Genomic DNA, 24,040 nt, shown 5'->3' with positions numbered 1-24,040 from the left:
TTTGCCAGCTTTACAATCGGCTGTCTTGTGTCGAACGGTACCGGAGGTACCACTTAAAGACTAGTGCCCGCCGTCACACACATGTACACCTAATGTGACCGCAGTCACATCCATGGCGCGAGGCGCCGGGCCCAGTAGCCGGATCCCCGCGACACGAGGCGTCGACCTGCAACTACGCTGACACCCATGGCTGAGCTCACCATCCCCGCCGACATCAAGCCCGCCGACGGACGCTTCGGCTGCGGCCCGTCCAAGGTTCGCCCCGAGCAGCTGACCGCGCTGGCCGCCGCCGGCGACCTGTTCGGCACCTCGCACCGGCAGGCCCCGGTCAAGAACCTCGTCGGCCGCGTGCGCGACGGCGTCAAGCAACTGTTCTCCACCCCGGACGGCTACGAGGTCATCCTCGGCAACGGCGGCTCGACCGCGTTCTGGGACGCCGCTGCCTTCGGCCTCATCGACAAGCGCTCCTTGCACCTCACTTACGGCGAGTTCAGCAGCAAGTTCGCCTCGTGCGTCGCCAAGAACCCGTTCGTCGGCGACCCCATCATCATCAAGGCCGACGCCGGCAGCGCGCCCGCCGTGCAGTCGGACCCCGACGTCGACGTCGTGGCCTGGGCCCACAACGAGACCTCGACGGGTGTCGCGGTGCCCATCCAGCGCCCCGCCGGTGACGCACTGGTCGCCATCGACGCCACGTCGGCCGCCGGCGGCCTGCCGGTCAACATCGCCGACACCGATGCCTACTACTTCGCGCCGCAGAAGAACTTCGCCTCCGACGGCGGCCTGTGGATCGCCGTCATGAGCCCCGCCGCACTGGCCCGCGTCGAGCAGATCGCCGCCACCGACCGCTGGGTGCCGGACTTCCTGTCCCTGCCCATCGCGGTGGAGAACAGCCTCAAGAACCAGACCTACAACACCCCGGCGATCGCGACCCTGATCCTGCTCGCCGAGCAACTGGACTGGCTCAATGGCAATGGCGGCCTGGACTGGGCCGTGAAGCGCACCGCCGACTCGTCGCAGCGGCTGTACTCGTGGGCCGAGTCGCGTCCGTTCACCACGCCGTTCGTGGCCGACCCGGCGCTGCGGTCCCAGGTCGTCGGCACCATCGACTTCAACGATGATGTGGACGCCGCCGCGGTCGCAAAGGTGTTGCGCGCCAACGGCATCGTCGACACCGAGCCCTACCGCAAGCTGGGCCGGAACCAGCTGCGCGTGGCGATGTTCCCGGCCGTCGACCCCGATGACGTCAGCGCCCTGACCGCATGCGTGGACTGGGTCGTCGAACGTCTCTGAGCGGTCCTGGCCGCACAACTGGAACACCACCCGAGGCGCGCAGTTCATGAAGAGCTGCGCGCCTCGGTGTGTCAGCACGGTTACGAGTCGATAACGCAGTAGGGTGGGCCGTTAAGCCGCGTCCCAGGAGGTCACCAATGAGGGAACTCAAGGTCGTCGGACTCGATGCCGACGGCAAGCGCATCATCTGCGAAGCCCCCAACGGCTCGGCCACCGCAGACAAGTTTGTCTTGCGCGTCGACGATCGACTGAAGGCCGCCGTCCGCGGCGACCGCGCAGCCACCAACCAGACGCAGATCGAGGTCGAGGTCGAGGTGCCCAACTCTCTGCGCCCCCGTGATATCCAGTCCCGCATCCGGGCCGGCGCGTCCGTCGAGCAGCTTGCCGCGGCCGCGGGGGTGAGCCCGGAGCGCGTCATGCGCTTCGCGCACCCGGTACTGCTGGAGCGGTCCCGCGCCGCCGAACTCGCCAGCGCGTCTCACCCGATCCTGCCCGACGGCCCGTCGGTGCTGACCCTGCTGGAGACGGTGACCGGCGCCCTGATCTCGCGCGGACTCGACCCCGAGGCGACCAAGTGGGACGCCTGGCGTAACGAGGACAGCCGGTGGACGGTGCAGTTCGGCTGGAAGGCCGGCCGCTCGGACAACGTCGCACACTTCCGGTTCAGCCCGGGCGCGCACGGCGGCACCACCACCGCGTTCGACGACGCTGCGACCGAGCTGATCGATCCGAACTACACCCGGCCCGCCCTGCGGTCGGTCGCGCCGCTGCCGCAGCTGCATTTCGAGGAATCGGTCGCCGAGATCCCGATGCCCGCCGTCGTTTCCGAACCGCAGCCCGCTCCGGAACCCGCGGCCGCCCCGGTCGTCGTCATGACGCCTGCTCCCGTGGCTCCCCCGGTGCCCGCGGCGCCGATTGCCCCGCCGGCACCCGAGCCAACCCCGGCTCCGGAACCCGCGGCCGTCGTCGAGACCCCCGAGACCCCCGAGCCCGCCGCTCCCACGCCGCGTCCGCGCAAGAAGAAGCCCGAGATTCCGGCGTGGGAAGATGTCCTCCTCGGTGTACGGGCGAACGGCCAGCGCTAGTACGTCCGCGTTGACCCTGCGTTGAGGGTCTTCACCACTCGCACTTCTGCACCGTGGTTACAGGGTCGACGCCAAACCCACGTTGACTCTGCGCTGAAGGTCTCGGCTACTCGCACTTCTGCGACGTAGCCTCAGGATCAACGGCAGTTGGGCTAGCGCCCCAGCGCGATCGCCAGCGTCGCGATCCAGCCCAGCGCCACACCGACACCGGCGCCCCACACGAACCAGCGCCACACCGGGCGCACCCGCCAGGCCCATACCGTCGGGGCCAGGCCGCCGACCGCGACCGCGTTCAGGCCCACCGCCAGCAGCGGATGCACCCGTAGCAGCCCCAGGGACAGGACGATGATGGCGGCGGTCGTCACCGCGGCGACGAACGCCGACACCGTCAGTCCGGTGCCCCACGGCGTGCGCGACGGCGTCGTCATCTGAGCCAATCTAGACCGCCGCCCGGGTGCGCTCGTAGAACGCCATGGCTGCTGCCGTAGCGACATTCAGCGAATCGGTGCCCCGCGACATCGGAACGCGGGCCCGCACCTCGCAGGCCCGCATGGTGTGTTCGATCAGCCCGGGTCCCTCGGCGCCGACCAGGATGCCGATCTTCTCGTCGGCCAGGGGCGCGAGAGCGTCGGCCAGGGGCAGAGACCCCTCGCCCGGAGTCATGGCGACCAAGTGAAAGCCGCTGTCCCGCATCAACTTCAGGTCACCGGGCCACGACTCCGCCCGGGCGTAGGGCACCAGCAGTGCGTGGCCCATCGATACCCGGACCGCGCGCCGGTACAGCGGGTCGGCGCACCCGGCGCCGAACACCACCGCGTCGACGTCGAGGCCCGCGGCATTGCGGAAGATCGAACCCAAGTTCTCGTGGTCGTTGACGCCCTCGAGCACCGCGACCGTCCGCGCGCCCCGCAGCACCTCGGGCACCGTCAACTCGACGGGCCGCGGCGCCGCGGCGAGCACGCCGCGGTTGAGGTGGAAGCCGACGACCTCGGCCATCACCTCGGCGCTGGCGCGGTAGTACGGCACGCCGCAGCCGGCCAGGTCGTCGGAGAGCTCGCGGAGCCGGCGATCGGTGCCGAGGAACGCCCGGGGGCTGAACCGCGAAGCCAGCATGCGCTGTGCCACCAACACGCCTTCGGCGATCACCAAACCCTTGCCCGACGGCAGGTCGGGTCGGCGGTCCACGCTGTTGAGATCGCGGAAATCGTCGAGCCTCGGATCGGCGGGGTCGGTGACGTCTTCAACGATCACGTCGATGACACCGTCCCCGAGGTCATCGATGTCCGCGGCAGCGCTCACCGGGCTTCGTCGATGATCGCGAACATCAGGTCTGCCGCGGCCAGCAAGGTCGCACGGTCCTCCTGCTTCAGTTTTTCGAGCCGGCCCTGCAGCCACTCCATGCCGGCCCGGCGTTCGGCCTCGAACAGCTCCGCACCGGCCGAGGACACCGCGACCAGCACCTGGCGCCGGTCATCCGGATGCGAACTGCGTTCGACCAGCCCCAGTTCGACCAGCGAGGCGATGACGCGCGTCATCGAGGGCGGCCGCACCCGCTCACGGGTGGCCAGCGCGCCCGGCGTCATCGGGCCGTCCTTGGCGAGTGTGGCGAGAGCCGACAGCTGCGTCAGAGACACCGGGGAATCGGGGCGACGGAAGCGCAGTTGCCGCGCCAGCCGCACGACGGCCAGCGACAGGTCATTGGCCAAGCGGTCATCGGCGTCCGTCACGAGCAGATAGCGTACCGATCGATCGACTAGCGTTAGAGGAGATGGCCACGCCCGCGCACGAACACCCGGCGGAAATAGCACCGCCGGCTCTTCCCGACCGCCTCCTGGACCCCGTTCCGGTGATCGTGGTGATCGCCGTCGGCTGGCTGGTGGCGACGGTGTTGGCGTTCAGTGTCGCGGCTCTGCACGACTGGCGGCCGGTGACCGTCGCAGGCCTCGGTGTCGGAGTACTGGGCACCTCTATATTTCTGTGGCAACGCAGCGCAGCCCGTCGCGGCGCACGAGGTGCCCAACGCGGCTTGCGCTGACCCCGAAAACTCAAGGGAGAGTCAGATGGCTGGAGAAGCACCTCTGCTGCAGGCAGACATCACCATCAACGCGCCGGTGGCCAAGGTCTGGGCTTTGATCTCCGATCTCGGCAACATGCCCAAGTGGAGCCCGCAGTGCCGGGTGATGAAGGCGATCGGCGCCGTGAAGGTCGGCACCAAGACCGTCAACATCAACCGGCGCGGCGCGATGTTCTGGCCGACAACCGCGACCGTCACCGCGGTCGACCCGCAGAAGAAGCTGTCGTTCCGGGTCAACACCAACAACACCGAGTGGACCTACGACCTGGAGCCAGCCGGCACCGGCACCAAGGTGACCGTCAGCAGGCACGCGGAGAACGGCGTCAAACCCCTCTCGGGAGCGCTCGTCGACCGCTTCATGGGCGGCGTGCCCAACTTCGAAGCCGAGCTGGTCGACGGCATGACGACCTCACTCAGCCGCATCAAGGCCGCGGCCGAGGGCGTCTCGAACTAAGTACCGAGGTCCAGCACGCCGTCGTCGAACGGCTCGAACGCCGGTGAGCCGATGGGCTCCGGCGGCGGCGTGTCCGAGTGGGCGCCACAGCCGTACTCCGCCGACACCACTCGTCCGTCGGCAGACAGTTCGTTGGCGCAGACACCGAACATCAGGCCGAGCGAACCCGTCAGCGGAACGAAGAAGCCACAGCCACGGCAGGTCCGACGGGTGGCGCGAGCCATGGCGGCGTTCGGTCCATAGTCGCCGTCCTGCCACCGCTGCGCGGCTTCCGTGCGGCCCCAGTCGCTGAGCACCTGTTTACGCCCGAAGCCGACTTCAGCAGCCAGCTCATCGAGCTCGGGATCGCCCGACGCCAGGTATCCGGGCACCAGGCGCGGATCGTCGGGCGGCGGGGACAACAGATCGCCGGGGCTCAGGTCGCCGGGCTGCACGCGCTCGTGCCACGGCACCCACTCCGGGGCCAGCAGTGCATCGGGACCGGGCACCAGGACCACTTCGCTGACGGTCGTGTGGTCGGCACCCGGATAGGTCGCGAGCACCACCGCCCACTGCCAGCCGTGGTATCCGGGCAATGACGCCAGGAAACGATGGGTCACCGAAGCGGGGTCGTCGAAGCCGGCGCCCAAGTAGTCGCCGACGACGCCCTCGCCGCTGAACTCGATGATCGCGGCGCGGGCCTGATCGACCGCGCCCATCAGGATCGGGGTCAGGTCGGGTAGCTCGGCCTCTTCTTCGACAACAGCGTCAGCATCCGGGGCCGCTTCGGCCTCCGGGGCGGGAACCTCGTCGGCCGCGGCGTCAGCTGCCGCGGGCTCGTCAGCCGCGGGTTCGTCAGCGGCCTGCGGCTGCGGCGCGTCGACGGTCTCGGGCGCCTCGGCGGTTTCCGCTGCCTCGCCGGGAGCCTCTGCCGCGGGGGCCTCGACAGATTCCGCGGCGGCTTCAGGGGTCGGCACCTCGACCGGCGCCTCGGTCGGCGTCGACTCGTCCGGCGTCACGGCTGCCGATTCGGTGTCATTGGGCATGTCCATCGCGATCAATACTGCCTGACCACCCAGGACAAGGCCACACCGCCTGCCTGCGCGCCACTGTCGGCAGCATGGGGAACAATCGTGCTCATGAGTGGACCGCGGGACGCCGGGTGGTCGGGAGATCCCCGCTACTACCCGCCGCGTCCTCCGCGCCGCCATGACGAAGAGCATCCGGGCATGGCCAACTACCCGAGCGATCCTGGTCAGTCGCGGCGCCGGCCGCCGCCCCGTGGCTCGTCGGCGCACAGCGACAACCGGTGGCTGCCGCCACTCGACGACGATCACCACGACGGTCACGGCTACGACGGCGATCACGACGATGACTACGACGATCGCCGCCGCTATGACGACCGGCGTCGCGGCCCCGCGGGCGGCGAGAAGATCACCGTCACCCGCGCCGCCGCCCAACGCAGCCGCGAGATGGGCACCAAGGTGTACGGGCTGGTGCACCGCGCCGCCACCGCCGACGGCGCCGACAAATCCGGGCTGACCGCCCTGACCTGGCCGGTCGTCGCCAACAACGCGCTCGACGCGGCGATGGGCATCGCGCTGGCCAATACCTTGTTCTTCGCGGCGGCCTCCGGCGAATCCAAGAGCAAGGTGGCCCTGTACCTGCTCATCACCATCGCGCCGTTCGCGGTGATCGCGCCGCTGATCGGGCCGGCGCTGGACCGCGTGCAGCACGGCCGGCGGGTCGCGCTGGCCGTGTCGTTCGCGCTGCGCGTGGTGCTCGCGCTGGTGCTGATCGGCAACTACGACGGCGCCACCGGCAGCTATCCGCTCTGGGTGCTGTACCCGTGTGCGCTGGGCATGATGGTGCTGTCCAAGTCGTTCAGCGTGCTGCGCAGTGCCGTGACGCCACGCGTGCTGCCGCCGACCATCGACCTGGTCCGGGTCAATTCCCGGCTCACCATGTTCGGGCTGCTGGGCGGCACCGGCCTCGGTGGTGGCCTCGCCGCCGCATTCGAGTACACCTTCGGGCTGATGCACCTGCCGGGCGCGCTCTACGTCGTCGCCGTCGTGGCCGTCGCCGGTGCGGTCCTGACGATGCGTATCCCGAAGTGGGTCGAGGTCACCGAGGGCGAGGTCCCGGCGACGCTCTCGTATCACGCACCAACTGAGCAGCTCAAGCATCCGCACGCCGACAAATCGCCCCGACAGCCGTTGGGCCGCAACATCATCACGTCGCTGTGGGGCAACTGCACCATCAAGGTGCTGGTCGGATTCCTGTTCCTGTACCCGGCATTCGTCGCCAAATCGCACGACGCGGGCGCCTGGGAGCAGCTGAAGATTCTCGGGCTGATCGGCGCCGCCGCCGGTATCGGTACCTTCGCCGGCAACATCGCCAGTGCCCGGCTCAAACTCGGCCATCCGGCCCAGGTGGTGGTGCGGGCGACCATCATCGTGACCGCAGCCGCCATCGCCGCCGCAGTGGCCGGCAATCTGATGGTGGCCACGATCGCCGCGCTGATCACCTCCGCGGCCACAGCCATCACCAAGGCATCGCTGGACGCCTCGCTGCAGCACGACCTGCCCGAGCAGTCCCGGGCATCCGCCTTCGGCCGGTCCGAGTCGGTACTGCAGTTGGCCTGGGTGATCGGTGGCGCCATCGGTGTGCTGATCTATACCGACCTCTGGGTCGGGTTCACCGCGGTCTGCGCCGTGCTGATCCCCGGCCTGGCCCAGACCCTGGTGAGCTATAACGGGGGCTCATTGATCCCGGGCTTCGGCGGCAACCGGCCCGTACTAGCCGAACAGGAAGGACCACGGCCCGATCCGGCAATGCCCGGGGCGCGCCCAGGACGGATATGAAACGAGTTCTCGCGCTGTTGGCTGTGGTCGCGGTGCTGTCTGCGACAGCCACCGGTGTTCTGGTCTGGCGGCTCACGCGGCACCAGGGCCCCGGCTTCCCGAAGATCAGCGCCTTCACCGACGGCCAGCTGACCCGCGTCGGGCCGTACCGCTACTGCGACGTGCATCTGAAGGCATGCGACGTCCCGGCAACCACGGGCGAACTGCACGTGACACCGCGGCATCCCATCCAGCTCTCGGTGCCGGCGGTCATCGCGCGGGCGCCGTGGGTACTGCTGCTCGCCTACGAGGACGGCGGCTCCGCGGTCAGCGAGTTCCGGCCGGATAAACGACTGGCCGTCACCATCCCGACCGTCGACCCGCATCACGGCAAGCTGCTCGGACTCGCCGTCCAGCTGCCCACTCTGGCAAGGGATTCCGACGGCAACGAATTCCCGCTACCGCACGCCGAATGGTCGGTGCGGACCGTCTGGCCCTAGTCGCTACTCGGCGCCGTGACCGGCCGGCACCTGTTCGCCCTCGCGAACCGGGCCGGGCGGCGTGCCGTCGCCGAAAGGCCTGCCGCCCAACGCTTCCCGGCCGTGCGGCGTCAGCCAGTCGGCCAGTTCGGGCCCCTTCGGCACGATCTGCGTCGGATTGATGTCCGCGTGCACGATGTAGTAGTGCTGCTTGATCTGCACGAAGTCGACGGTGTCGCCGAAGCCGGGGGTCTGGAACAGGTCGCGGGCATACGCCCAGAGCACCGGTAGCTCGGTGAGCTTGGACCGGTTGCACTTGAAGTGCCCGTGATAGACCGGGTCGAACCGGGCCAGTGTGGTGAACAGGCGTACGTCGGCCTCGGTGATGGTGTCCCCCACCAGATACCTCTGGCCGCTGAGCCGTTCGGTCAGCCAGTCCAGCGCGGTGAACAACCGGTCGTAGGCAGCGTCGTACGCCTCCTGCGATCCCGCGAATCCGCAGCGATAGACGCCGTTGTTGACCTCGGTGTAGACCCGCTTGGCCACGGTGTCGATCTCGTCGCGCAGGTGCTCCGGGTAGAGCTGCGGAGCGCCGGCGCGATGGTATGCCGTCCATTCGGTGGACAGGTCCAACGTCAGTTGCGCGAAGTCGTTGGTCACGACGGCCCCGGTGGGCACGTCGACGATCGCGGGCGCCGTGATGCCCTTGGGGTAGTCCGGGTCGCGTTTGAAGTACGCGTCCTGCAGCCGCGGGATCTTCAGCACCGGGTCGACGCCGCCGGGGTCGAGATCGAATGTCCAGCTGCGCTCATCATGCGTGGGGCCGCAAAAGCCAATGGAGAGAACATCTTCCAGGCCCAGCAGTCGTCGGACGATGATGGCCCGGTTGGCCCAGGGACAGGCCCTGGCGACGATCAGCCGGTACCGGCCGGGTTCGACGGGATAGCCGTCGCGCCCATCGGCCGTTATCCGGGTGTTGATGTAGTTGGTGTCGCGCGTGAATTCAGTACCTGGGTTGACGTAGGACACGTCCCCAGTCTGCCCGCCGAAAGTTGGCTTGTGTGCGAGAAATCAGCCGACTCTCGAACACAAGCCAACGGTCAACGCGTGGATCAGGCGTCGAGTTCGCGCGCGACGGCCTTGACCACCTCGGACACCTTGCGGGCGGTCTTGCGGTCGGGGTAGCGGCCCCGGCGCAGCTCGGACTGCACCACATCCTCGAGGAGGGTGATCATGTCCGACACCATGCCGTGCAGCTCGTCCGGCGTGTGCTTGTGCTCGGGGGCGGACGCCTCACGACGGGTACGCGACAGGCTCGGCGGCGGGTCGATCAGTTTGAGGCTCAGCGCCTGGGGGCCACGCCGTCCGGCAGCGACGCCGAACTCGACGCGCTGGCCCGCCTTGAGACCTTCGACCCCGTCGGGCAGCGCCGAAGACCGGACGTAGACGTCCTCGCCCTCTTCCTGGGAGAGGAAGCCGAAGCCCTTCTCCGTGTCGTACCACTTAACCCGGCCGCTTGGCACTGGTCTCACCTGCTCGTTCTCAAACTACGGTCACATAAGGAAAGCGCCCCACCGACGCAGGACGCGTTGACGTTGATCCTACTCGGCCACCTCAGATCGCAGCATCCCCATTACTCAGTAGACTGAGAGTTCTACTTTGCGGGAGGTGACATGCGCCTGGTCCTGAATATCATCTGGCTGGTTTTCGGCGGCTTCTGGCTGGCGCTGGGTTACTTCCTCGCCGCACTGATCTGCTTCGTTCTCATCGTCACCATCCCGTTCGGCGTCGCCGCGGCCCGCATCGGCGTCTACGCGCTCTGGCCTTTCGGCCAGACGGTCGTCGACAAGCCCGGTCCGCGTCCGGGCGCGCTGGTCGGGAACGTGATCTGGCTGGTGCTGTGCGGGTGGTGGTTGGTCCTCGGGCACATCGCCACCGCCATCGCCCAGGCCCTGACCATCGTGGGAATCCCGCTGGCCCTGGCCAACCTCAAGTTGATCCCGGTGTCGCTCTTGCCGCTCGGCAAGCAGATCGTGCCGGTGGATCAGACGAATGCGGAACCCGCCTGGCCCACATCATCCCCTCGCTTCGCTCGCCCCCAACAATGACACTCACACCTTTGGGCTTCCCCACCCTCGCGCGACCCGTCGGCGCGGCTCCGGCCTCCGGGCCGCTGATCGACACGTACGGCCGTGTGGCGGCCGACCTGCGGGTGTCGCTCACCGACCGCTGCAACCTGCGCTGTACCTATTGCATGCCGGCCGAGGGCCTGGACTGGCTGCCCGGCGGCGACCTCTTGACTCTCGACGAACTCACGCGGCTGATCCGGGTGGCCGTGACCCGCCTGGGCATCACGGGCGTCCGCTTCACCGGCGGTGAGCCCCTGCTGGTTCCACATCTGGAGGACGTGGTCGCGGCCGCGGCCGCGTTGCAACCTCGTCCGGCGATCGCCGTGACGACCAACGGCATCGGGTTGGCCAAACGCGCGGCCGCGCTCAAGAAGGCCGGCCTGAATCGCGTCAACGTCTCTCTGGACACGCTGGACGCCGACCGCTTCGCAGCCATCACCCGGCGTCGGCGACTCCCCGAGGTCCTCGACGGCCTGGCGGCCGCGAAGGACGCCGGACTCAGCCCCGTCAAGGTGAACGCGGTGCTCGATCCGGACACCGGCCTGGAGGACGCCCCGGCGCTGTTGCGCTTCTGCCTCGAGCACGGGTATCAGCTACGGATCATCGAGCAGATGCCACTGGACGCCGGGCACCACTGGGAGCGCGGTTCGGTCCTGCAGGCCGACCAGATTCTCGGGGGGCTACGGCGCGAGTTCAGCCTCCGCCCGGACCCGACGCCGCGCGGCTCCGCGCCGGCCGAGCTCTGGCAGGTTCACGACGACGACACGGTGCTGGGCACCGTCGGCGTCATCGCGTCGGTCTCCGCCGCGTTCTGCGGCACGTGCGACCGCACCCGGCTCACGGCCGACGGTCAGGTGCGCAGCTGTCTGTTCTCACAGCGGGAGACGGACTTACGGGCGTTGCTGCGAAGCGGGGCCGACGACGATGCGCTGGAGGCCGCCTGGCGGGCCGCCATGTGGGCCAAGCCGGCAGGCCATGGAATAAACGATCCGGGTTTCGTCCAGCCGGCCCGGCCGATGAGTGCGATCGGCGGCTGACGTTGTCCGACCTGGCAGTGACCGTGCGCTATTTCGCCGCCGCGAAGGCCGCGACCGGAATCGAGACCGAAACGTTGCAGCTCAATGCCGGTGTAACCGTCCGGGATCTGGTGAACTCCATTGGTACACGTGGGACAGATGTGGCAAAAGTGCTCTCACGCTGCTCGTTTCTGCGCGACGGCGTCGCCGTGCGCGATCTGGACACCGCGCTGGCACCTGCTCAGACGCTCGATGTCCTACCCCCCTTCGCCGGTGGCTAATTGTGAAATGCCTCACATAACGAAACGATAACGAACTGGCTGTGGCCGCATGGACCCCGGTTTACACCTGCTAAAACGCCGAAACAGCCAGCGGCTTTAAAGTCCTCTCATAATTTGCTCGGGGCCGAAACGCCCAAAATCGGTCGAGGTGACGGAACCCACCTGAACCGATACCGTCATCTCTCAAGCCAGAGCGACCCTTTGGCAACCGCACTTGAAACGCCTAGCTCCATCCATCAAGTGCGGCCGACGACAACCCGTGGATGGGGGCGGGGGACCCAACCGGTCCACCGAAGTAATCAGGACCAGGAGCCTCGGCTCCTTGGGGTGAAGCCTGCTTTGCAGGCCGGGCAACCTCTCCAGCCCGAACCCGACAGCTGACCTCGTAGGCGTTGACGAGAGGACTGCTTTTTCCATGAGTGGACGCCACCGTAAACCGACCACGTCCAGTGTCTCTGTCGCCAAGATCGCCTTCACCGGCGCGGTCCTGGGTGGCGGCAGCATCGCCCTCGCAGCTCAGGCCTCCGCCGCCACCGACGGCGAATGGGACCAGGTAGCCCGCTGCGAATCCGGCGGCAACTGGGCCATCAACACCGGCAACGGCTACCAGGGCGGGCTGCAGTTCTCGCCCAGCACCTGGAGTGCACACGGCGGTGGCGAGTACGCCCCGGCCGCGAACATGGCCAGCAAGGAAGCACAGATCGCGGTCGCGGAGCGCGTCCTGGCCAGCCAGGGTCGCGGCGCATGGCCGGTCTGCGGCACGGGCCTGTCCCGCTCGACCCCGCGCAACGCGGTGAGCACCCCGAAGCCGGCACCGGCCGCCACGCTGGACAACCCTGAGCTGGGCGCCCCGGCCGATCCGGCTCCGGTGCAGGACGCCGCCGCTCCGCTGGATGCACCCGCACCCGCCCCTGAGGGCCCGACGATCGTCACCGTCGCCAACGAGGTTCCCGCCCCTGAAGCCCCCGCGCTGGACGCCCCGGCACCCGAGGCCCCCGCGCTCGACGCGCCCGCACCCGAGGCCCCCGCGCTCGACGCGCCCGCACCCGAGGCTCCCGTCGTCGAAGCCCCTGCCCCGGAAGCCCCGGTCGACGCCCCGGCGCCGATCATCCAGGCCGCCAACTGGGACACCACCGAAGCCCCCGCCGAGCCCGGCGCCTGGGCCCTGCACGCCAAGCAGGACCTGCCGGCCGACCCGGCCCCGGTCGTCGACGCCCCGGCCCCGGCGCCGGTTGCCGATGCCGCGGCTCCCGCCCCGGCCGCCCCGGCCGGACTGCAGACCCCGCCGAACGGCACGCCGCACCTCGCGAGCCCGACCAACCTGCCCCCCGGTTCGACCATGGAGCCGACGGACACGGGCGACAGCGCCAACATGAGCTACCTCAAGCAGCTGTGGCACGCGGTCCAGAACAACGACATCTCCGGTCGTGACGCCCTGCTCGCCGTCGCCTCGACGCGGAACGGCACCCCGGGTGGCGACATCCAGGCCCCGCCGAACGCTTCGGCGCCCGGCCCGGCCCCGGTTGCCGACATCGCTCCGGCTCCGGCTCCGTAATACGCACATCGAGAAATCGCCCCGGTCATCGACCGGGGCGATTCTCTTTCCGTTGACCCGGTATCCACGGCGCAAAAGCTCGAGTAGCTTGCGCCGTCAGCGCAGGCTCAACCGAGGAGCTCAGGCCGAGCCGACCCATTCGTCGGTGCCATCGGTGAAGAACTGGTGCTTCCAGACCGGAAGCCGCTCCTTGACGGTGTCGACCAGCAACGCGCAGGTGCGGAACGCCGCGGCGCGGTGATCGGCCGACACGGCAGCGACGAGGGCGGCGTCGCCGATGTTCAGCACGCCGATCCGGTGGCTGACCGCGATGGCCCGTACGCCTTCTGAAGCGGCGGCGACGTCGGCGGCGACCTCGGCCAGCACCTCTGCGGCCGACGGGTGCGACGAGTACTCCAGGTGCGTGACGCCACGGCCGCCGTCGTGGTTGCGCACCACACCGGCGAAGCTCACGACCGCGCCCGCGGCACTGTGGTCGACCAGCGCCTCGTGCGAGGCCACATCGATCGGCGATTCACTGAGGTCGGCGCGGAGCACGATCATCCGGCATGGTCCTTTCCACTGAGCTGGTCGAGCGCATGGTCCAGCACCCCGGCCAGCACGCCCAGCCCGTCCTTCACTCCCCCGGACGAACCCGGCAGGTTGACGATCAACGTCCGGCCGGCGACGCCGGACACACCACGCGACAGCACCGAGGTCGGGACGTGCGGCAGGCCTGACTGCCGGATCGCATCGGCCAACCCCGGGATCTGGTAGTCCAGGACCTCGAGGGTGGCTTGCGGCGTGGCATCGGTCGGGGAGATTCCGGTGCCGCCGGAGGTGAGGACGACGTCGACGTCGTCGGCGATGGCGCGGCGCAGTTCAGCGCCTACGGGAGCGCCGTCGGTGACGACGACCGGTGCGGGCACGTCGAACCCGCGCTCGGCGAGCCAGGCGACGATCAGGGGGCCGGTGCGGTCCTCGTAAACGCCGGCGGCAGCGCGAGTGGAAGCGATGACGACGCGGGCAGTGCGGCTCACGCCCGCTCCCAGAGGCCGGTCTTACCGCCCTCCTTGCGCAGCACCCGGATATCGTCGATGCGCGCGGCCGGGTCGACGGCCTTGATCATGTCGTACAGCGTCAGTGCCGCGACGCTGACGGCCGTGAGCGCCTCCATCTCGACGCCGGTGCGGTCGGTGGTGCGCACGGTCGCGGTGATGAGAATGTCGGACGCCGCAGCCTCCGTTGATTTGTCGGCACCGCCGACGCCGGTCTCAAAAGCCACCTCGACCTTGGTCAGCGCCAGCTGGTGGCACAGCGGGATCAGGTCGCTGGTGCGCTTGGCGGCCATGATGCCGGCCACGCGAGCGGTCGCGAGCGCGTCTCCTTTGGGCAGGCCACCGCTGGTGATGAGGTCGACGACGTCAGCACGGGTACGCAGCACGCCCGCCGCGAAGGCGGTGCGCAGGGTGGCGTCCTTGGCGGACACGTCCACCATGTGGGCCGCACCCGTTTCGTCCAGGTGCGAGAGCTCCACGGCTACTTGTTGACGACGGTGACCGGGTGCGTGTACGGCAGCTTCTCGGCCGGCAGCGGGAACTCCAGGTCGCCGAACGGCGAGAGCGCGCCTGTACGGTCGGTTGCCAGTTCGCTCACGGCGTGGTCGTCACCGGACACCTCGGGCCACCCGTTGTCGACGTACTGGTTCTTCTTCTTGTCAGCCACGGATGACATTGTGGCAGGCGCCGCGCCCGCTGGCGAGGCCGGGCGTCCCGGACGCGAAGACGACAAAGTCACCTGCTTTACGCTGGTCAGCAATGATCGACGAATCCCCGGGTGTGCCGCTGGGCTCCTGGCTGGCCGACATGTCGGACGCGCAGCTGGTGCAGCTGCTCAGCGCCCGACCCGACCTCACGCAGCCGCCGCCGGCGACCCTGTCCTCGCTCGCGGCCCGGGCCCAGTCCCGGCAATCGGTCAAAGCCGCGACCGATGATCTCGATTTTCTGCAGCTCGCGGTGCTGGACGCGCTGCTGACGCTGCAGGCCACCACCATCGCCGTGCCGACGGGTGCCCTGTTCAAGCTGCTGGCCGGCCGCGCCCCCAAGAAGATCGTCACCTCGGCCCTCGACGCGCTACGGACCCGCGGGTTGGTGTGGGGCTCCGACACGGTGCGCGTGGTCTCGGAGGCGGCGTCGGTGCTGCCCTGGTATCCGGGACAGGTGACGGTCGAAGAGCTTGACGCCGACGGCATCGCCCAGAAGCTGGCCGGCATCGACACCCCACAGCGCGAGCTGTTGGAGCGGCTGGCCGACGGCTCACCGATCGGCCGGACCAAGGATGCCGCGCCGGGGACCGCGCCCGACCGCCCGGTGCCACAGCTGATCGCTGCCGGGCTGCTGCGCCGGATCGACGACGAGACGGTGATCCTGCCGCGCCTGGTAGGCCAGGTGCTGCGCGGTCAGACCGCGGGGCCGACGACGCTGACGCCACCGACGCCGTCGACACCGGTGCTGGCGGAGCAGGACGTCGACGCGGCCGCCGCCGGCTCGGCCATCGACCTGTTGCGCGAAGTCGAACTGGTCCTCGAAACCCTATCGGCGACACCGGTTCCCGAGCTGCGTAGCGGCGGCCTCGGAGTGCGCGACGCCAAGCGGCTGACCAAGGTCACCGGCATCGACGAAGGCCGGCTGTCACTGATCCTGGAGTTGTGCGCGTCCGCCACCCTCATCGCGTCGGGCATCCCGGACTCGGACGCCTACGACGACGGCCCCTACTGGGCCCCTACCGTCGCCGCGGACCGGTTCATCGAATCGAGCGCCGCGACGCGCTGGCATCTGCTGGCCACCACCTGGCTGGACCTGCCATGCCGGCCCGGCCTGGTGGGCAAGCGTGGCCCCGACGGCAAACCCTATGCCGCCCTTACCAATGCGCTGTATTCGTCGGCCGCGCCATTGGACCGCCGATTGCTGCTGACGGTGCTCGCCGAGCTGCCGCCGGGTAGCACCATGGACACCGCCGCCGCGTCCGCCGCGATGCTGTGGCGGCGGCCGCGCTGGACAGCACGGCTGCAGACCGAACCGGCTGACGAACTACTCACCGAGGCACATGCCGTGGGCATGCTCGGGCGCGGCGCCATCGCCGGGCCCATTCGACTGCTGCTGGCCGGTGCACCCGAAGAAGAGGTCGTTGCCGCGATGGCGGCGGCGCTGCCCGACCCCATCGATCATTTCCTGCTGCAGGCCGACCTGACGGTCGTCGTCCCCGGGCCGCTGGAACGCGACCTCGCCGATCAGCTGGCGACCGTCGCCGACATCGAATCCGCCGGCGCGGCAACGGTGTACCGCATCAGCGAGCAGTCCATCCGGCGTGCCCTGGACACCGGCAGGACCGCCAGCGAGATCCACACCCTGTTCGCCCGGCATTCCAAAACGCCTGTGCCGCAGGGCCTCACCTATCTGATCGACGATGTGGCCCGCAGGCACGGCCAGCTGCGGGTCGGCATGGCGTCGTCGTTCATCCGGTGCGAGGACCCTGCCCTGCTGGCGCAGGCGCTGGCCTCCCCCACGCTCGATCAGTTGAGCCTGCGGGCCCTGGCCCCCACCGTCGCGGTGTCGCCGGCGCCCATCGCCGACGTGCTGGCGGGCTTGCGCACCGCGGGCTTCGCCCCGGCCGCCGAGGACTGGTCGGGCACCATCGTCGACCTGCGTCCGCTCGGCGCGCGGGTGTCCACGCCCATCCACCGTCGCACCTTCCGCCACCCGCAGGCGCCGAACGAGAAGACGCTCGGCGCCATCGTCGCAGTCCTGCGCCAGACCGGCCGCGGCGGCAACGGGGAGCGCCTGGACCCGGCGGCGGCCATCTCACTGCTGACCGACGCCGCGCTGACGCAGTCAGCCGTGGTGATCGGCTACGTCGACGCTGCCGGGGTGGCCACTCAGCGGGTGGTGTCGCCCGTCAACGTGCGCGGCGGTCAGCTGACGGCCTACGACCCGGCCGCCGGGCGGGTCCGCGAGTTCGCCATCCATCGGGTGACCTCGGTCGTCGCGCCGGAATAACGCGGGCGCCGCGGTCCTTGTTGTCGTCGATATCGAATGCGCGCATGGACCTGGGGCCTGGCCTGCGCGGGATCTGGTCGCACAGTCGGGAATGTCGGCCGAGCCTGGATAATGGATCGAATGGCCGGCGAGCGAGTAACGGAGTGGATGGCGCATGACTGACGGACCCCTGATCGTCCAGTCGGACAAGACCGTGCTGCTCGAGGTCGATCACGAGCTGGCCGGGGCGGCGCGGGCGGCGATCGCACCGTTCGCCGAGCTGGAGCGTGCACCCGAGCACGTGCACACCTACCGGATCACGCCGCTGGCGCTGTGGAACGCGCGCGCCGCGGGCCACGATGCCGAGCAGGTCGTCGACGCGCTGGTGTCGCACTCGCGTTACGCGGTGCCGCAGCCGCTGCTGGTCGACATCGTCGACACCATGGGCCGCTACGGCCGGCTGCAGCTGGTGAAGCATCCGGCACACGGGCTCACGCTGGTGAGCCTGGACCGCGCGGTGCTCGCCGAGGTGCTGCGGAACAAGAAGATCACCCCGATGTTGGGCGCCCAGATCGACGACGACACCGTCATCGTCCACCCGTCCGAGCGCGGCCGCGTCAAGCAGATGCTGCTCAAGATCGGTTGGCCGGCAGAGGATTTGGCCGGCTACGTCAACGGCGAGGCACACCCGATCACGCTGGAGCAGGACAGCTGGAAGCTGCGCGATTATCAGGAGCTGGCCGCGGACTCGTTCTGGGCCGGCGGGTCGGGCGTCGTGGTGCTCCCCTGCGGCGCGGGCAAGACCATGGTCGGCGCGGCAGCCATGGCCAAGGCCGGGGCCACGACGCTGATTCTGGTCACCAACACCGTCGCCGGCCGGCAGTGGAAGCGCGAGCTGATCGCGCGCACCTCACTGACCGAGGAGGAGATCGGCGAATACTCCGGCGAGCGCAAGGAGATTCGGCCCGTCACCATCGCGACGTACCAGGTGATCACCCGCCGCACCAAGGGCGAGTACAAGCATCTAGAGCTGTTCGACAGCCGCGACTGGGGCCTGATCATCTACGACGAGGTGCACCTGCTGCCCGCGCCCGTGTTCCGGATGACGGCCGATCTGCAGTCCCGGCGCCGGCTCGGCCTGACCGCCACCCTGATCCGCGAAGACGGCCGCGAGGGCGACGTCTTCTCGCTCATCGGGCCGAAGCGGTACGACGCGCCGTGGAAGGACATCGAGGCGCAGGGCTGGATCGCGCCGGCCGAGTGCGTCGAGGTCCGGGTCACCATGACCGAGAACGAGCGCATGACGTACGCGACGGCCGAGCCCGAGGAGCGCTACAAGCTGTGCTCGACGGCGCACACCAAGATCGCGGTGGTGAAGTCGATCCTGGCCCGCCACCCCGACGAGCCGACCCTGGTGATCGGCGCCTACCTGGACCAACTGGAGGAACTCGGCCAGGAGCTGGACGCCCCGGTGATCCAGGGTTCGACCAAGAACGCCGAGCGCGAAGCGCTGTTCGACCAGTTCCGGTCCGGCGAGATCCGCACCCTGGTGGTGTCGAAGGTCGCCAACTTCTCCATCGATCTGCCGGAAGCCTCTGTGGCCGTTCAGGTTTCGGGAACATTCGGGTCACGCCAGGAAGAGGCCCAGCGCCTGGGCCGGTTGCTGCGCCCCAAGGCCGACGGCGGAGGCGCGGTGTTCTACTCGGTGGTCTCGCGTGACAGCCTCGACGCCGAGTACGCCGCGCACCGGCAGCGCTTCCTCGCCGAGCAGGGTTATGGCTACGTCATCAAAGATGCCGATGACCTGCTGGGGCCCGCTATTTAGCGAGTCCCAGCAATCAGGTGCGGCCGTGACCGCCGGGTACTACGCTCGTCGCAGCTCACCCGACGGCGGAGGTCACTGATGACATACGACTACGACTGGCTGGTCATCGGATCCGGTTTCGGCGGCAGCGTCTCGGCGCTGCGCCTGGCCGAAAAGGGTTACCGCGTAGCGGTTCTCGAATGCGGACGGCGGTTCGACGACGCCGACTACGCGCGCGAGACGAAGGACACCAAGAACTACTACTGGGTGCCGCAGCTCGGGATGCGCGGCATCTTCCGGCTGACGCTCTTCAAAGACATCTGGATCGGATCGGGGTGCGGTGTCGGTGGCGGCAGCCTCGGATACGCGAACACGCTGTACCGGGCGTTCCCGGACTTCTACAACAGCGAACAGTGGAAAGGCCTGGCCGATTGGGAGGCCGAGCTGGCCCCGCATTACGACGAGGCCGAGCGCATGCTCGGTGTCACCGAGTACGACGACGACGGCCCCGCCGACCTGCTGCTGAAGGAATACGGCGAGTCGATCGGCGTCGGTGACACCTATCGCCGGGCGCACGTCGGGGTGTTCCTCGGACAGCCCGGCAAGACCGTGTCCGACCCGTATTTCGGCGGCGAAGGGCCCGACCGGACGGGCTGCATCAAATGCGGTTCGTGCATGGTCGGGTGTCGCCACAACGCGAAGAACACGCTGCGGAAGAACTATCTGTGGTTCGCCGAGAAGCTCGGCGTGAAGATTTTCAGCGAGCGCACGGTGACCGACATCAAGCCGCTCGACGGCGACGGTTCCGTGGGATACGAAGTGACACACCAGAAGAGCGGCGCGCTACGCAAGCGCACCGCCGAGACCCTGCGCGCCCGCGGCGTCGTCGTCGCCGCCGGCGCACTGGGCACGAACCGGCTGCTGCAGCGCTGCAAGGTGAATGGCTCGCTGCCCAACATCTCCGATCGACTGGGGTACGTCGTCCGCACCAACAGTGAATCGATCCTGACCGTGATGGCGCCCGAGGACTACCCCGACGACTTCACGCACTCGATCGCCATCACCTCGAGCATCTACCCCGATCCGAGGACCCACATCGAGGTCGTCACCTACGGCAATGCCGGCGACTCCCAATCACTGTTGTTCAATTTGATGGTCGAAGCCGGCAAGCGGGGCACGCGGCCGTTCCACTTTCTCGCCGCGGCCGCCAAGAATCCGCGGGCGGCGCTCGAAGCGTGGAAGATCAAGGGCACATCGCGCCGGGTGATCATCCTGCTGGTGATGCAGTCGCTGGACAATTCGATGCGTCTCAAGGTCAAGACCCGGCTGCCGAACGGAAATGTCGCGCTGACGACCGAACAGGACCCGAACAGTCCCAATCCGGACTTCGTGCCGGCGGCGTACGACGCGGCTAAATGGTTCGCGCGCCGCATGAACGGCGTTGCGTACAGCAGCATCACCGAGGGCATCTTCGCAGTCCCGTCGACGGCGCACATCCTTGGCGGCGCGGTGATCGGCGCCTCCCCCGAGACGGGCGTCGTCGACAGCCGGAACCACGTCTTCGGCTACCAGAACCTGCTGGTCACCGACGGCGCCGCCGTCCCGGCCAATGTGGGTGCCAACCCGAGCCTGACGATCACCGCACTTGCCGAGCGCGCGATGACGTTCATCCCGACTAACGCGCCGGCTGTTTGACCACGGTCAGCAGCACCACCGAATCGGCCAGGGCCTTCAGGCTGTGCCGAGTGGCCGGGATGATGATGTGGTCGCCGGCCATGCCGTCCCAACTGGCCTGTTCGGCGACGAGCCGTACCCGGCCCTGCAGCACCTGAAGCGTGGCCTCCCCCGGGCTCTCGTGTTCGGCCAACTCATTGCCCTCGGCGAGGGCGATCAGCGTCTGCCGCAACGCATGCTCGTGGCCGCCGAAGACCGTGTGAGCGCTGCGCCCGCCGTTCCCGTTCCGCGCTGCATCCAGATGCTGGCGGGCCAGCGCCGTCAGCGAGATTTTCTCCATACTTCGACTATCCGCCTCAGCAATGGCCGCGGGAACCCATTGACGGTTTAAATCACGCGCAGCGAATCCCCCTCGTTGGGGAAGCGACGACCCAGCGCGTCGAGCATCCGCTGCACCTCCGCGAGCCGCCGACGCAGCGCGAGCAGTGCATCCGACGGGAGCTCCGACCCCGTCGCCGCGGTGGCCTGAGCGCGCCGGGATCGCCGCTCCAACAACGTCATCTGGTCTTCCAGATCGGCGATCTCGTCCAGCAGCAGCGCCTCGAACAGGCGTGATTGCGCCAGGTCTGCGCGGTGGGCGGGCCGGGGCTCGGCATCGATCCGCGACCGGCCACTCACGACGCCGGGGCGCACCGTGCGCCGGGTGGCCGTGGCATTGGAGGGGATCGGCACCGGGGCGGCTCGGCGTCCGGTTTCGCGCATCGTCGGCAACATGGCGCAATGATCACCGAGACTGCACCTTCGCGCTACCGGCCGTTCATGTTCCCGACCGACAAAAGACACCTGGCAGTAAAGGCTCATTCAGCCCGCGCCGGCCCGCACCAGCTGCCCGCGGCGGGTACTAGTCCCGTCGCGCCCCGGTGCTGCGGTAGATGACTTTGTGGGCGATTTCCACAGCGTGGTCGGCGAAGCGCTCGTAGTAGCGGCTGAGCAGCGTGACATCGACGGCAGCGGTCGTGCCATGGGGCCATTCCGGATTCATCACCACGGCGAACAGCCGCTGGTGCAGGTTGTCCATCGCTTCGTCGTCAACGTTGAGCCGGGCTGCGATGTCAGGATTACCTTCGCGCACAACACTTTTGGTGTCCAGCGCCAGCTGGACGGCAATGCGCCCCATTTCCGCGAAATAGCCGCAGACATCGGCGGGGACGGCGATCTCCGGGTGACGACGACGAGTGATCCGTGCGACGTGTGCCGCAAGTGCACCCATACGCTGCAGATCGGCGACGTTGCGCATGCCGCTGAGTACCACGCGCAGATCACTCGCCACCGGCGCCTGGCGAGCCAACAGGGTGAACATGTCGCCTTCCAGCACGGCACACAGCCGATCGACATCGTCGCGGCGGTCGATCACGCGTTCAGAAGCCTCGAGGTCCGCATACAGCAAAGCCTCCGTGGCCAGCTTCATCATGTCGGCGGTGCGCTCACACAGGTCTGCGACATTCTCGTTGAGAGTGTCGAGTTGCTCGTGGAAGACAGTTCGCATGGACTTCGAGCCTACGACATCCGCGCGATCGCGCGTGACACGGTTGTTAACTCCAGCTAACAATGCCGGTGGAGGCTTCGCCTCCCACCGCTACGGCGTCCGCTGCGGCGCGATATCCACGGCGGCCCGGTTTGGGCCGTCGTGGCAGGAGTTCATCAGCGACGAGACACACTCCGCTGACCGCGACCGGAAGGCGGGTGCGTTGATCATCAGACCGACTTGGTGATGCCGTAGTAGGCGACGATGTCGTCGGTGTCGGCAGTAGAGCTCGTGAGCGTCGCGTAGGAGCGCAGGAACGACTGCCCGAGGCAGCCGTCGACCTTGATGTGGGTGTCCTTGAGGGTGACGCGGACGGGCGCGGCCTTGAAGGACTTCTTGTCGACCGGCACGGTGGTCACGGTGCCCGGCTTAGGGTGGACTTCTATCTGCCCCTGTAGCGGGAACGTGACACCGGTGGGGATGGCACCGGTGAAGAGGTTCGCATTGTTTGTGGTGGCACCGACCGAACCGATCAACTTGATCTGACCGAGCTCGATGCCGCAACCGATCTGGTAGCCGGCCTCCAGCGTGCCGCCGGTCAGGGTGCCCTTGCCCTTACCGGTCACCGTGCCCGTGAACGTGCCGCCCACCAGGTACTCACGCGAGCTGACAGCCGTGGTCAGCGGCGCGACGGGCAGTTCGCTCTCGTCCTTCGCCGCCACGGTCAGCGTCCAGCCGTCGGGGGTGGTCACCGTAGCGGGTTCCTCGGACGCCACGACACCGGTATCGACCGGCGGGCCCTCGGGGTCTGCGATCGCAACGGGCGCAGCGATTGTCGACAGCAGCACGCCTGCGACAGCAGTCGTGCTGACAATGCGTTTCAACATGGGATACAACGCCTCTCGCGAATTCGGGACAAGAAAGTGATGAAAAACGCTGTGCCGCAATACGACACAGGCCTGACCTACACGGACTTGGTCACGCCGAGGTAGGTGACGATGTCGTCGGTGTTGTCCGTGGAGCTCGTCAGCGTCGCGTACGAGCGGATGAAGGACTGGCCGGCGCACTGGTCGGTCTTGATGCGCACACCGGTGATGCTCACGCGGGTCGAGGTGCCCTTGAACGACTTCTTGTCGATCGCCACGGTCGTCACGGTGCCGGGCTTGAGGTACACCTTGCCCTGCAAGCTGATACCGGCCTGCCACGTCGGACCCGCCAGGGAGATACCCGGAGTGAACGAGGCACCGGGGTTGATCTCGGCCTCATCGGAGATGATGCCGCAACCGATCTGCTCGCCGGCCTCCAGCGTGCCGCCGGTCAGCTTGGTCTTGCCGCCACCGGTGATGGAGCCGGTGAAGGTGCCCGCGACCCAGTACTCTCGCGAGGAGATCGCGGTGGTCAGCGGGGCAACAGGAAGCTGGGTCTCGTTGGTGCCGACGACCTGCAGGTGCCAGCCGTCGGGGGTGTCCAGCACACCGGCCGGGCCGGACGGCACAGCGCCCTCGGGAGGCAGCGGTGCATTGACTGGCTGGATTGCGGGGCCATCGGCAGGATCCGCAATCGCCAGCGGCGCGGCGCCGACCGGGAGCACCACGCAAAGGGCTGCCAACATGGCAAAACGGTTCGACAAAGTAGAGACGCCTTTCATATTCAATGGCCCGGCATTTCGGTGCAGCTGCCGTTCTTCAGCAACTACACAGCGAGCGTGGAGTATGGGTATATCCGTTGGCATCGACCACGTCGATCTATTGATGCAAGACGATTGCAAGACGGTCGCCCGATCCCGTTTCCCAGCCGTATCCGCCGGGTAAGGACCTACTCACAACACCTTCACAA

At 68.3% G+C, this 24,040-nt stretch carries 28 protein-coding genes and 1 riboswitch; of the genes, 13 read left to right on the top strand and 15 right to left on the bottom strand.

Going from position 1 to position 24,040, the window contains the following annotated elements; genetic code table 11:
• Positions 1 to 186 precede the first annotated feature (186 nt).
• A complete protein-coding gene (gene serC, locus ACWW1C_RS03365) occupies positions 187 to 1,293 on the top strand; it encodes a phosphoserine transaminase (protein ID WP_455982121.1) in 1,107 nt (368 codons plus the stop codon).
• Between the two features lie 137 nt (positions 1,294 to 1,430).
• Positions 1,431 to 2,378, top strand: a complete 948-nt coding sequence (gene sepH / locus ACWW1C_RS03360) for a septation protein SepH (protein ID WP_455982120.1) — start codon at positions 1,431 to 1,433, stop codon at positions 2,376 to 2,378.
• Positions 2,379 to 2,530: 152 nt separating this feature from the next.
• Here the strand turns inward: sepH and ACWW1C_RS03355 are convergent, their stop codons facing one another.
• The 3 genes from ACWW1C_RS03355 to ACWW1C_RS03345 are packed head-to-tail and all read right to left on the bottom strand — an operon-like array spanning position 2,531 to position 4,105.
• Positions 2,531 to 2,806 carry a DUF2537 domain-containing protein gene (locus tag ACWW1C_RS03355; protein WP_455982119.1) on the bottom strand — a complete coding sequence of 92 codons (276 nt, stop codon included), beginning with the start codon at positions 2,804 to 2,806 and terminating at the stop codon, positions 2,531 to 2,533.
• A gap of 10 nt (positions 2,807 to 2,816) precedes the next feature.
• Entirely contained in the window at positions 2,817 to 3,677 is an 861-nt protein-coding gene (locus ACWW1C_RS03350; RefSeq protein ID WP_455982118.1) for a TrmH family RNA methyltransferase, read from the bottom strand.
• Entirely contained in the window at positions 3,674 to 4,105 is a 432-nt protein-coding gene (locus ACWW1C_RS03345) for an Rv0880 family HTH-type transcriptional regulator (protein ID WP_455982117.1), read from the bottom strand. The genes ACWW1C_RS03350 and ACWW1C_RS03345 overlap by 4 nt, the downstream gene beginning before the upstream one ends.
• A gap of 41 nt (positions 4,106 to 4,146) precedes the next feature.
• On the opposite strand from ACWW1C_RS03345, the gene ACWW1C_RS03340 reads away from it, so the two are divergent.
• Together ACWW1C_RS03340 and ACWW1C_RS03335 are read left to right on the top strand one after the other, a co-directional pair.
• On the top strand, positions 4,147 to 4,413 hold the full coding sequence (locus tag ACWW1C_RS03340) for a DUF2530 domain-containing protein (protein ID WP_455982116.1): 267 nt from the start codon (positions 4,147 to 4,149) through the stop codon (positions 4,411 to 4,413).
• A gap of 25 nt (positions 4,414 to 4,438) precedes the next feature.
• Positions 4,439 to 4,906, top strand: coding sequence for an SRPBCC family protein (locus ACWW1C_RS03335; protein ID WP_455982115.1), 468 nt, complete (start codon positions 4,439 to 4,441; stop codon positions 4,904 to 4,906).
• On the opposite strand, the gene ACWW1C_RS03330 is transcribed toward ACWW1C_RS03335, so the two are convergent.
• Positions 4,903 to 5,604, bottom strand: a complete 702-nt coding sequence (locus ACWW1C_RS03330) for a DUF3027 domain-containing protein (protein WP_455984123.1) — start codon at positions 5,602 to 5,604, stop codon at positions 4,903 to 4,905. The genes ACWW1C_RS03335 and ACWW1C_RS03330 overlap by 4 nt on opposite strands.
• 420 nt (positions 5,605 to 6,024) lie before the next feature.
• Here ACWW1C_RS03330 and ACWW1C_RS03325 point away from each other — a divergent pair, with 420 nt between their 5' ends.
• Both ACWW1C_RS03325 and ACWW1C_RS03320 read left to right on the top strand, forming a co-directional pair.
• Complete coding sequence (locus ACWW1C_RS03325) at positions 6,025 to 7,749, top strand: MFS transporter (protein ID WP_455982114.1); 1,725 nt, start codon at positions 6,025 to 6,027, stop codon at positions 7,747 to 7,749.
• Positions 7,746 to 8,228, top strand: a complete 483-nt coding sequence (locus ACWW1C_RS03320) for a DUF2771 domain-containing protein (RefSeq protein WP_455982113.1) — start codon at positions 7,746 to 7,748, stop codon at positions 8,226 to 8,228. The genes ACWW1C_RS03325 and ACWW1C_RS03320 overlap by 4 nt, the downstream gene beginning before the upstream one ends.
• Positions 8,229 to 8,231: 3 nt before the next feature.
• Here the strand turns inward: ACWW1C_RS03320 and ACWW1C_RS03315 are convergent, their stop codons facing one another.
• Positions 8,232 to 9,236: a glutathione S-transferase family protein gene (locus tag ACWW1C_RS03315; protein ID WP_455982112.1), complete on the bottom strand. Its 1,005-nt coding sequence runs from the start codon at positions 9,234 to 9,236 to the stop codon at positions 8,232 to 8,234.
• 83 nt (positions 9,237 to 9,319) lie between these two features.
• Entirely contained in the window at positions 9,320 to 9,730 is a 411-nt protein-coding gene (locus ACWW1C_RS03310) for a cold-shock protein (RefSeq protein WP_455982111.1), read from the bottom strand.
• 150 nt (positions 9,731 to 9,880) lie between these two features.
• Here ACWW1C_RS03310 and ACWW1C_RS03305 point away from each other — a divergent pair, with 150 nt between their 5' ends.
• The 4 genes from ACWW1C_RS03305 to ACWW1C_RS03290 all read left to right on the top strand — a co-directional run bounded on the left by ACWW1C_RS03305 (position 9,881) and on the right by ACWW1C_RS03290 (position 13,188).
• On the top strand, positions 9,881 to 10,315 hold the full coding sequence (locus tag ACWW1C_RS03305) for a YccF domain-containing protein (protein WP_455982110.1): 435 nt from the start codon (positions 9,881 to 9,883) through the stop codon (positions 10,313 to 10,315).
• On the top strand, positions 10,312 to 11,373 hold the full coding sequence (gene moaA / locus ACWW1C_RS03300) for a GTP 3',8-cyclase MoaA (RefSeq protein ID WP_455982109.1): 1,062 nt from the start codon (positions 10,312 to 10,314) through the stop codon (positions 11,371 to 11,373). The genes ACWW1C_RS03305 and moaA overlap by 4 nt, the downstream gene beginning before the upstream one ends.
• A 2-nt stretch (positions 11,374 to 11,375) precedes the next feature.
• Positions 11,376 to 11,633: a MoaD/ThiS family protein gene (locus tag ACWW1C_RS03295; protein WP_455982108.1), complete on the top strand. Its 258-nt coding sequence runs from the start codon at positions 11,376 to 11,378 to the stop codon at positions 11,631 to 11,633.
• A gap of 234 nt (positions 11,634 to 11,867) precedes the next feature.
• A riboswitch (cyclic di-AMP (ydaO/yuaA leader) is annotated at positions 11,868 to 12,040 on the top strand.
• 8 nt (positions 12,041 to 12,048) lie between these two features.
• Entirely contained in the window at positions 12,049 to 13,188 is a 1,140-nt protein-coding gene (locus tag ACWW1C_RS03290) for a transglycosylase family protein (RefSeq protein ID WP_455982107.1), read from the top strand.
• A 120-nt stretch (positions 13,189 to 13,308) separates the two neighbouring features.
• On the opposite strand, the gene ACWW1C_RS03285 is transcribed toward ACWW1C_RS03290, so the two are convergent.
• Genes ACWW1C_RS03285 through ACWW1C_RS03270 form a run of 4 tightly spaced genes read right to left on the bottom strand, consistent with a single transcriptional unit; the run spans position 13,309 to position 14,901 of the window.
• Positions 13,309 to 13,731 carry a molybdenum cofactor biosynthesis protein MoaE gene (locus ACWW1C_RS03285; protein WP_455982106.1) on the bottom strand — a complete coding sequence of 141 codons (423 nt, stop codon included), beginning with the start codon at positions 13,729 to 13,731 and terminating at the stop codon, positions 13,309 to 13,311.
• Positions 13,728 to 14,207: a MogA/MoaB family molybdenum cofactor biosynthesis protein gene (locus ACWW1C_RS03280; protein WP_455982105.1), complete on the bottom strand. Its 480-nt coding sequence runs from the start codon at positions 14,205 to 14,207 to the stop codon at positions 13,728 to 13,730. The genes ACWW1C_RS03285 and ACWW1C_RS03280 overlap by 4 nt, the downstream gene beginning before the upstream one ends.
• The gene (moaC, locus tag ACWW1C_RS03275; protein WP_455984122.1) at positions 14,204 to 14,665 is read right to left on the bottom strand and encodes a cyclic pyranopterin monophosphate synthase MoaC; all 462 of its coding nucleotides are present in this window, start codon (positions 14,663 to 14,665) and stop codon (positions 14,204 to 14,206) included. The genes ACWW1C_RS03280 and moaC overlap by 4 nt, the downstream gene beginning before the upstream one ends.
• A gap of 41 nt (positions 14,666 to 14,706) precedes the next feature.
• On the bottom strand, positions 14,707 to 14,901 hold the full coding sequence (locus ACWW1C_RS03270; RefSeq protein WP_155902146.1) for a hypothetical protein: 195 nt from the start codon (positions 14,899 to 14,901) through the stop codon (positions 14,707 to 14,709).
• Positions 14,902 to 14,984: 83 nt separating this feature from the next.
• Between ACWW1C_RS03270 and ACWW1C_RS03265 the strand changes: the two genes are divergently transcribed.
• The 3 genes from ACWW1C_RS03265 to ACWW1C_RS03255 all read left to right on the top strand — a co-directional run bounded on the left by ACWW1C_RS03265 (position 14,985) and on the right by ACWW1C_RS03255 (position 20,700).
• Positions 14,985 to 17,222, top strand: a complete 2,238-nt coding sequence (locus tag ACWW1C_RS03265) for a helicase-associated domain-containing protein (protein WP_455982104.1) — start codon at positions 14,985 to 14,987, stop codon at positions 17,220 to 17,222.
• A 154-nt stretch (positions 17,223 to 17,376) separates the two neighbouring features.
• Positions 17,377 to 19,026, top strand: coding sequence for a DNA repair helicase XPB (locus ACWW1C_RS03260; RefSeq protein WP_455982103.1), 1,650 nt, complete (start codon positions 17,377 to 17,379; stop codon positions 19,024 to 19,026).
• 78 nt (positions 19,027 to 19,104) lie between these two features.
• Positions 19,105 to 20,700, top strand: a complete 1,596-nt coding sequence (locus ACWW1C_RS03255; RefSeq protein WP_455982102.1) for a GMC oxidoreductase — start codon at positions 19,105 to 19,107, stop codon at positions 20,698 to 20,700.
• On the opposite strand, the gene ACWW1C_RS03250 is transcribed toward ACWW1C_RS03255, so the two are convergent.
• The 5 genes from ACWW1C_RS03250 to ACWW1C_RS03230 form a co-directional block, all read right to left on the bottom strand.
• Positions 20,681 to 21,019: a cupin domain-containing protein gene (locus tag ACWW1C_RS03250; protein ID WP_455982101.1), complete on the bottom strand. Its 339-nt coding sequence runs from the start codon at positions 21,017 to 21,019 to the stop codon at positions 20,681 to 20,683. The two genes, ACWW1C_RS03255 and ACWW1C_RS03250, sit on opposite strands and share 20 nt — an antisense overlap.
• A gap of 47 nt (positions 21,020 to 21,066) precedes the next feature.
• A complete protein-coding gene (locus ACWW1C_RS03245) occupies positions 21,067 to 21,453 on the bottom strand; it encodes a hypothetical protein (protein ID WP_455982100.1) in 387 nt (128 codons plus the stop codon).
• Positions 21,454 to 21,580: 127 nt separating this feature from the next.
• Positions 21,581 to 22,225: a phosphate signaling complex protein PhoU gene (phoU, locus tag ACWW1C_RS03240; RefSeq protein WP_455982099.1), complete on the bottom strand. Its 645-nt coding sequence runs from the start codon at positions 22,223 to 22,225 to the stop codon at positions 21,581 to 21,583.
• Positions 22,226 to 22,434: 209 nt separating this feature from the next.
• Positions 22,435 to 23,091: an MspA family porin gene (locus ACWW1C_RS03235; RefSeq protein WP_455982098.1), complete on the bottom strand. Its 657-nt coding sequence runs from the start codon at positions 23,089 to 23,091 to the stop codon at positions 22,435 to 22,437.
• Positions 23,092 to 23,168: 77 nt separating this feature from the next.
• Positions 23,169 to 23,816: an MspA family porin gene (locus tag ACWW1C_RS03230; RefSeq protein ID WP_455982097.1), complete on the bottom strand. Its 648-nt coding sequence runs from the start codon at positions 23,814 to 23,816 to the stop codon at positions 23,169 to 23,171.
• Between the last annotated feature and the right edge of the window lie 224 nt (positions 23,817 to 24,040).

It is taken from the genome of Mycobacterium sp. HM-7, from assembly GCF_053852335.1.
The sequence above is the reverse complement of the archived record's forward strand: the minus strand, read 5'-3'. Positions and strand labels throughout refer to the sequence as shown.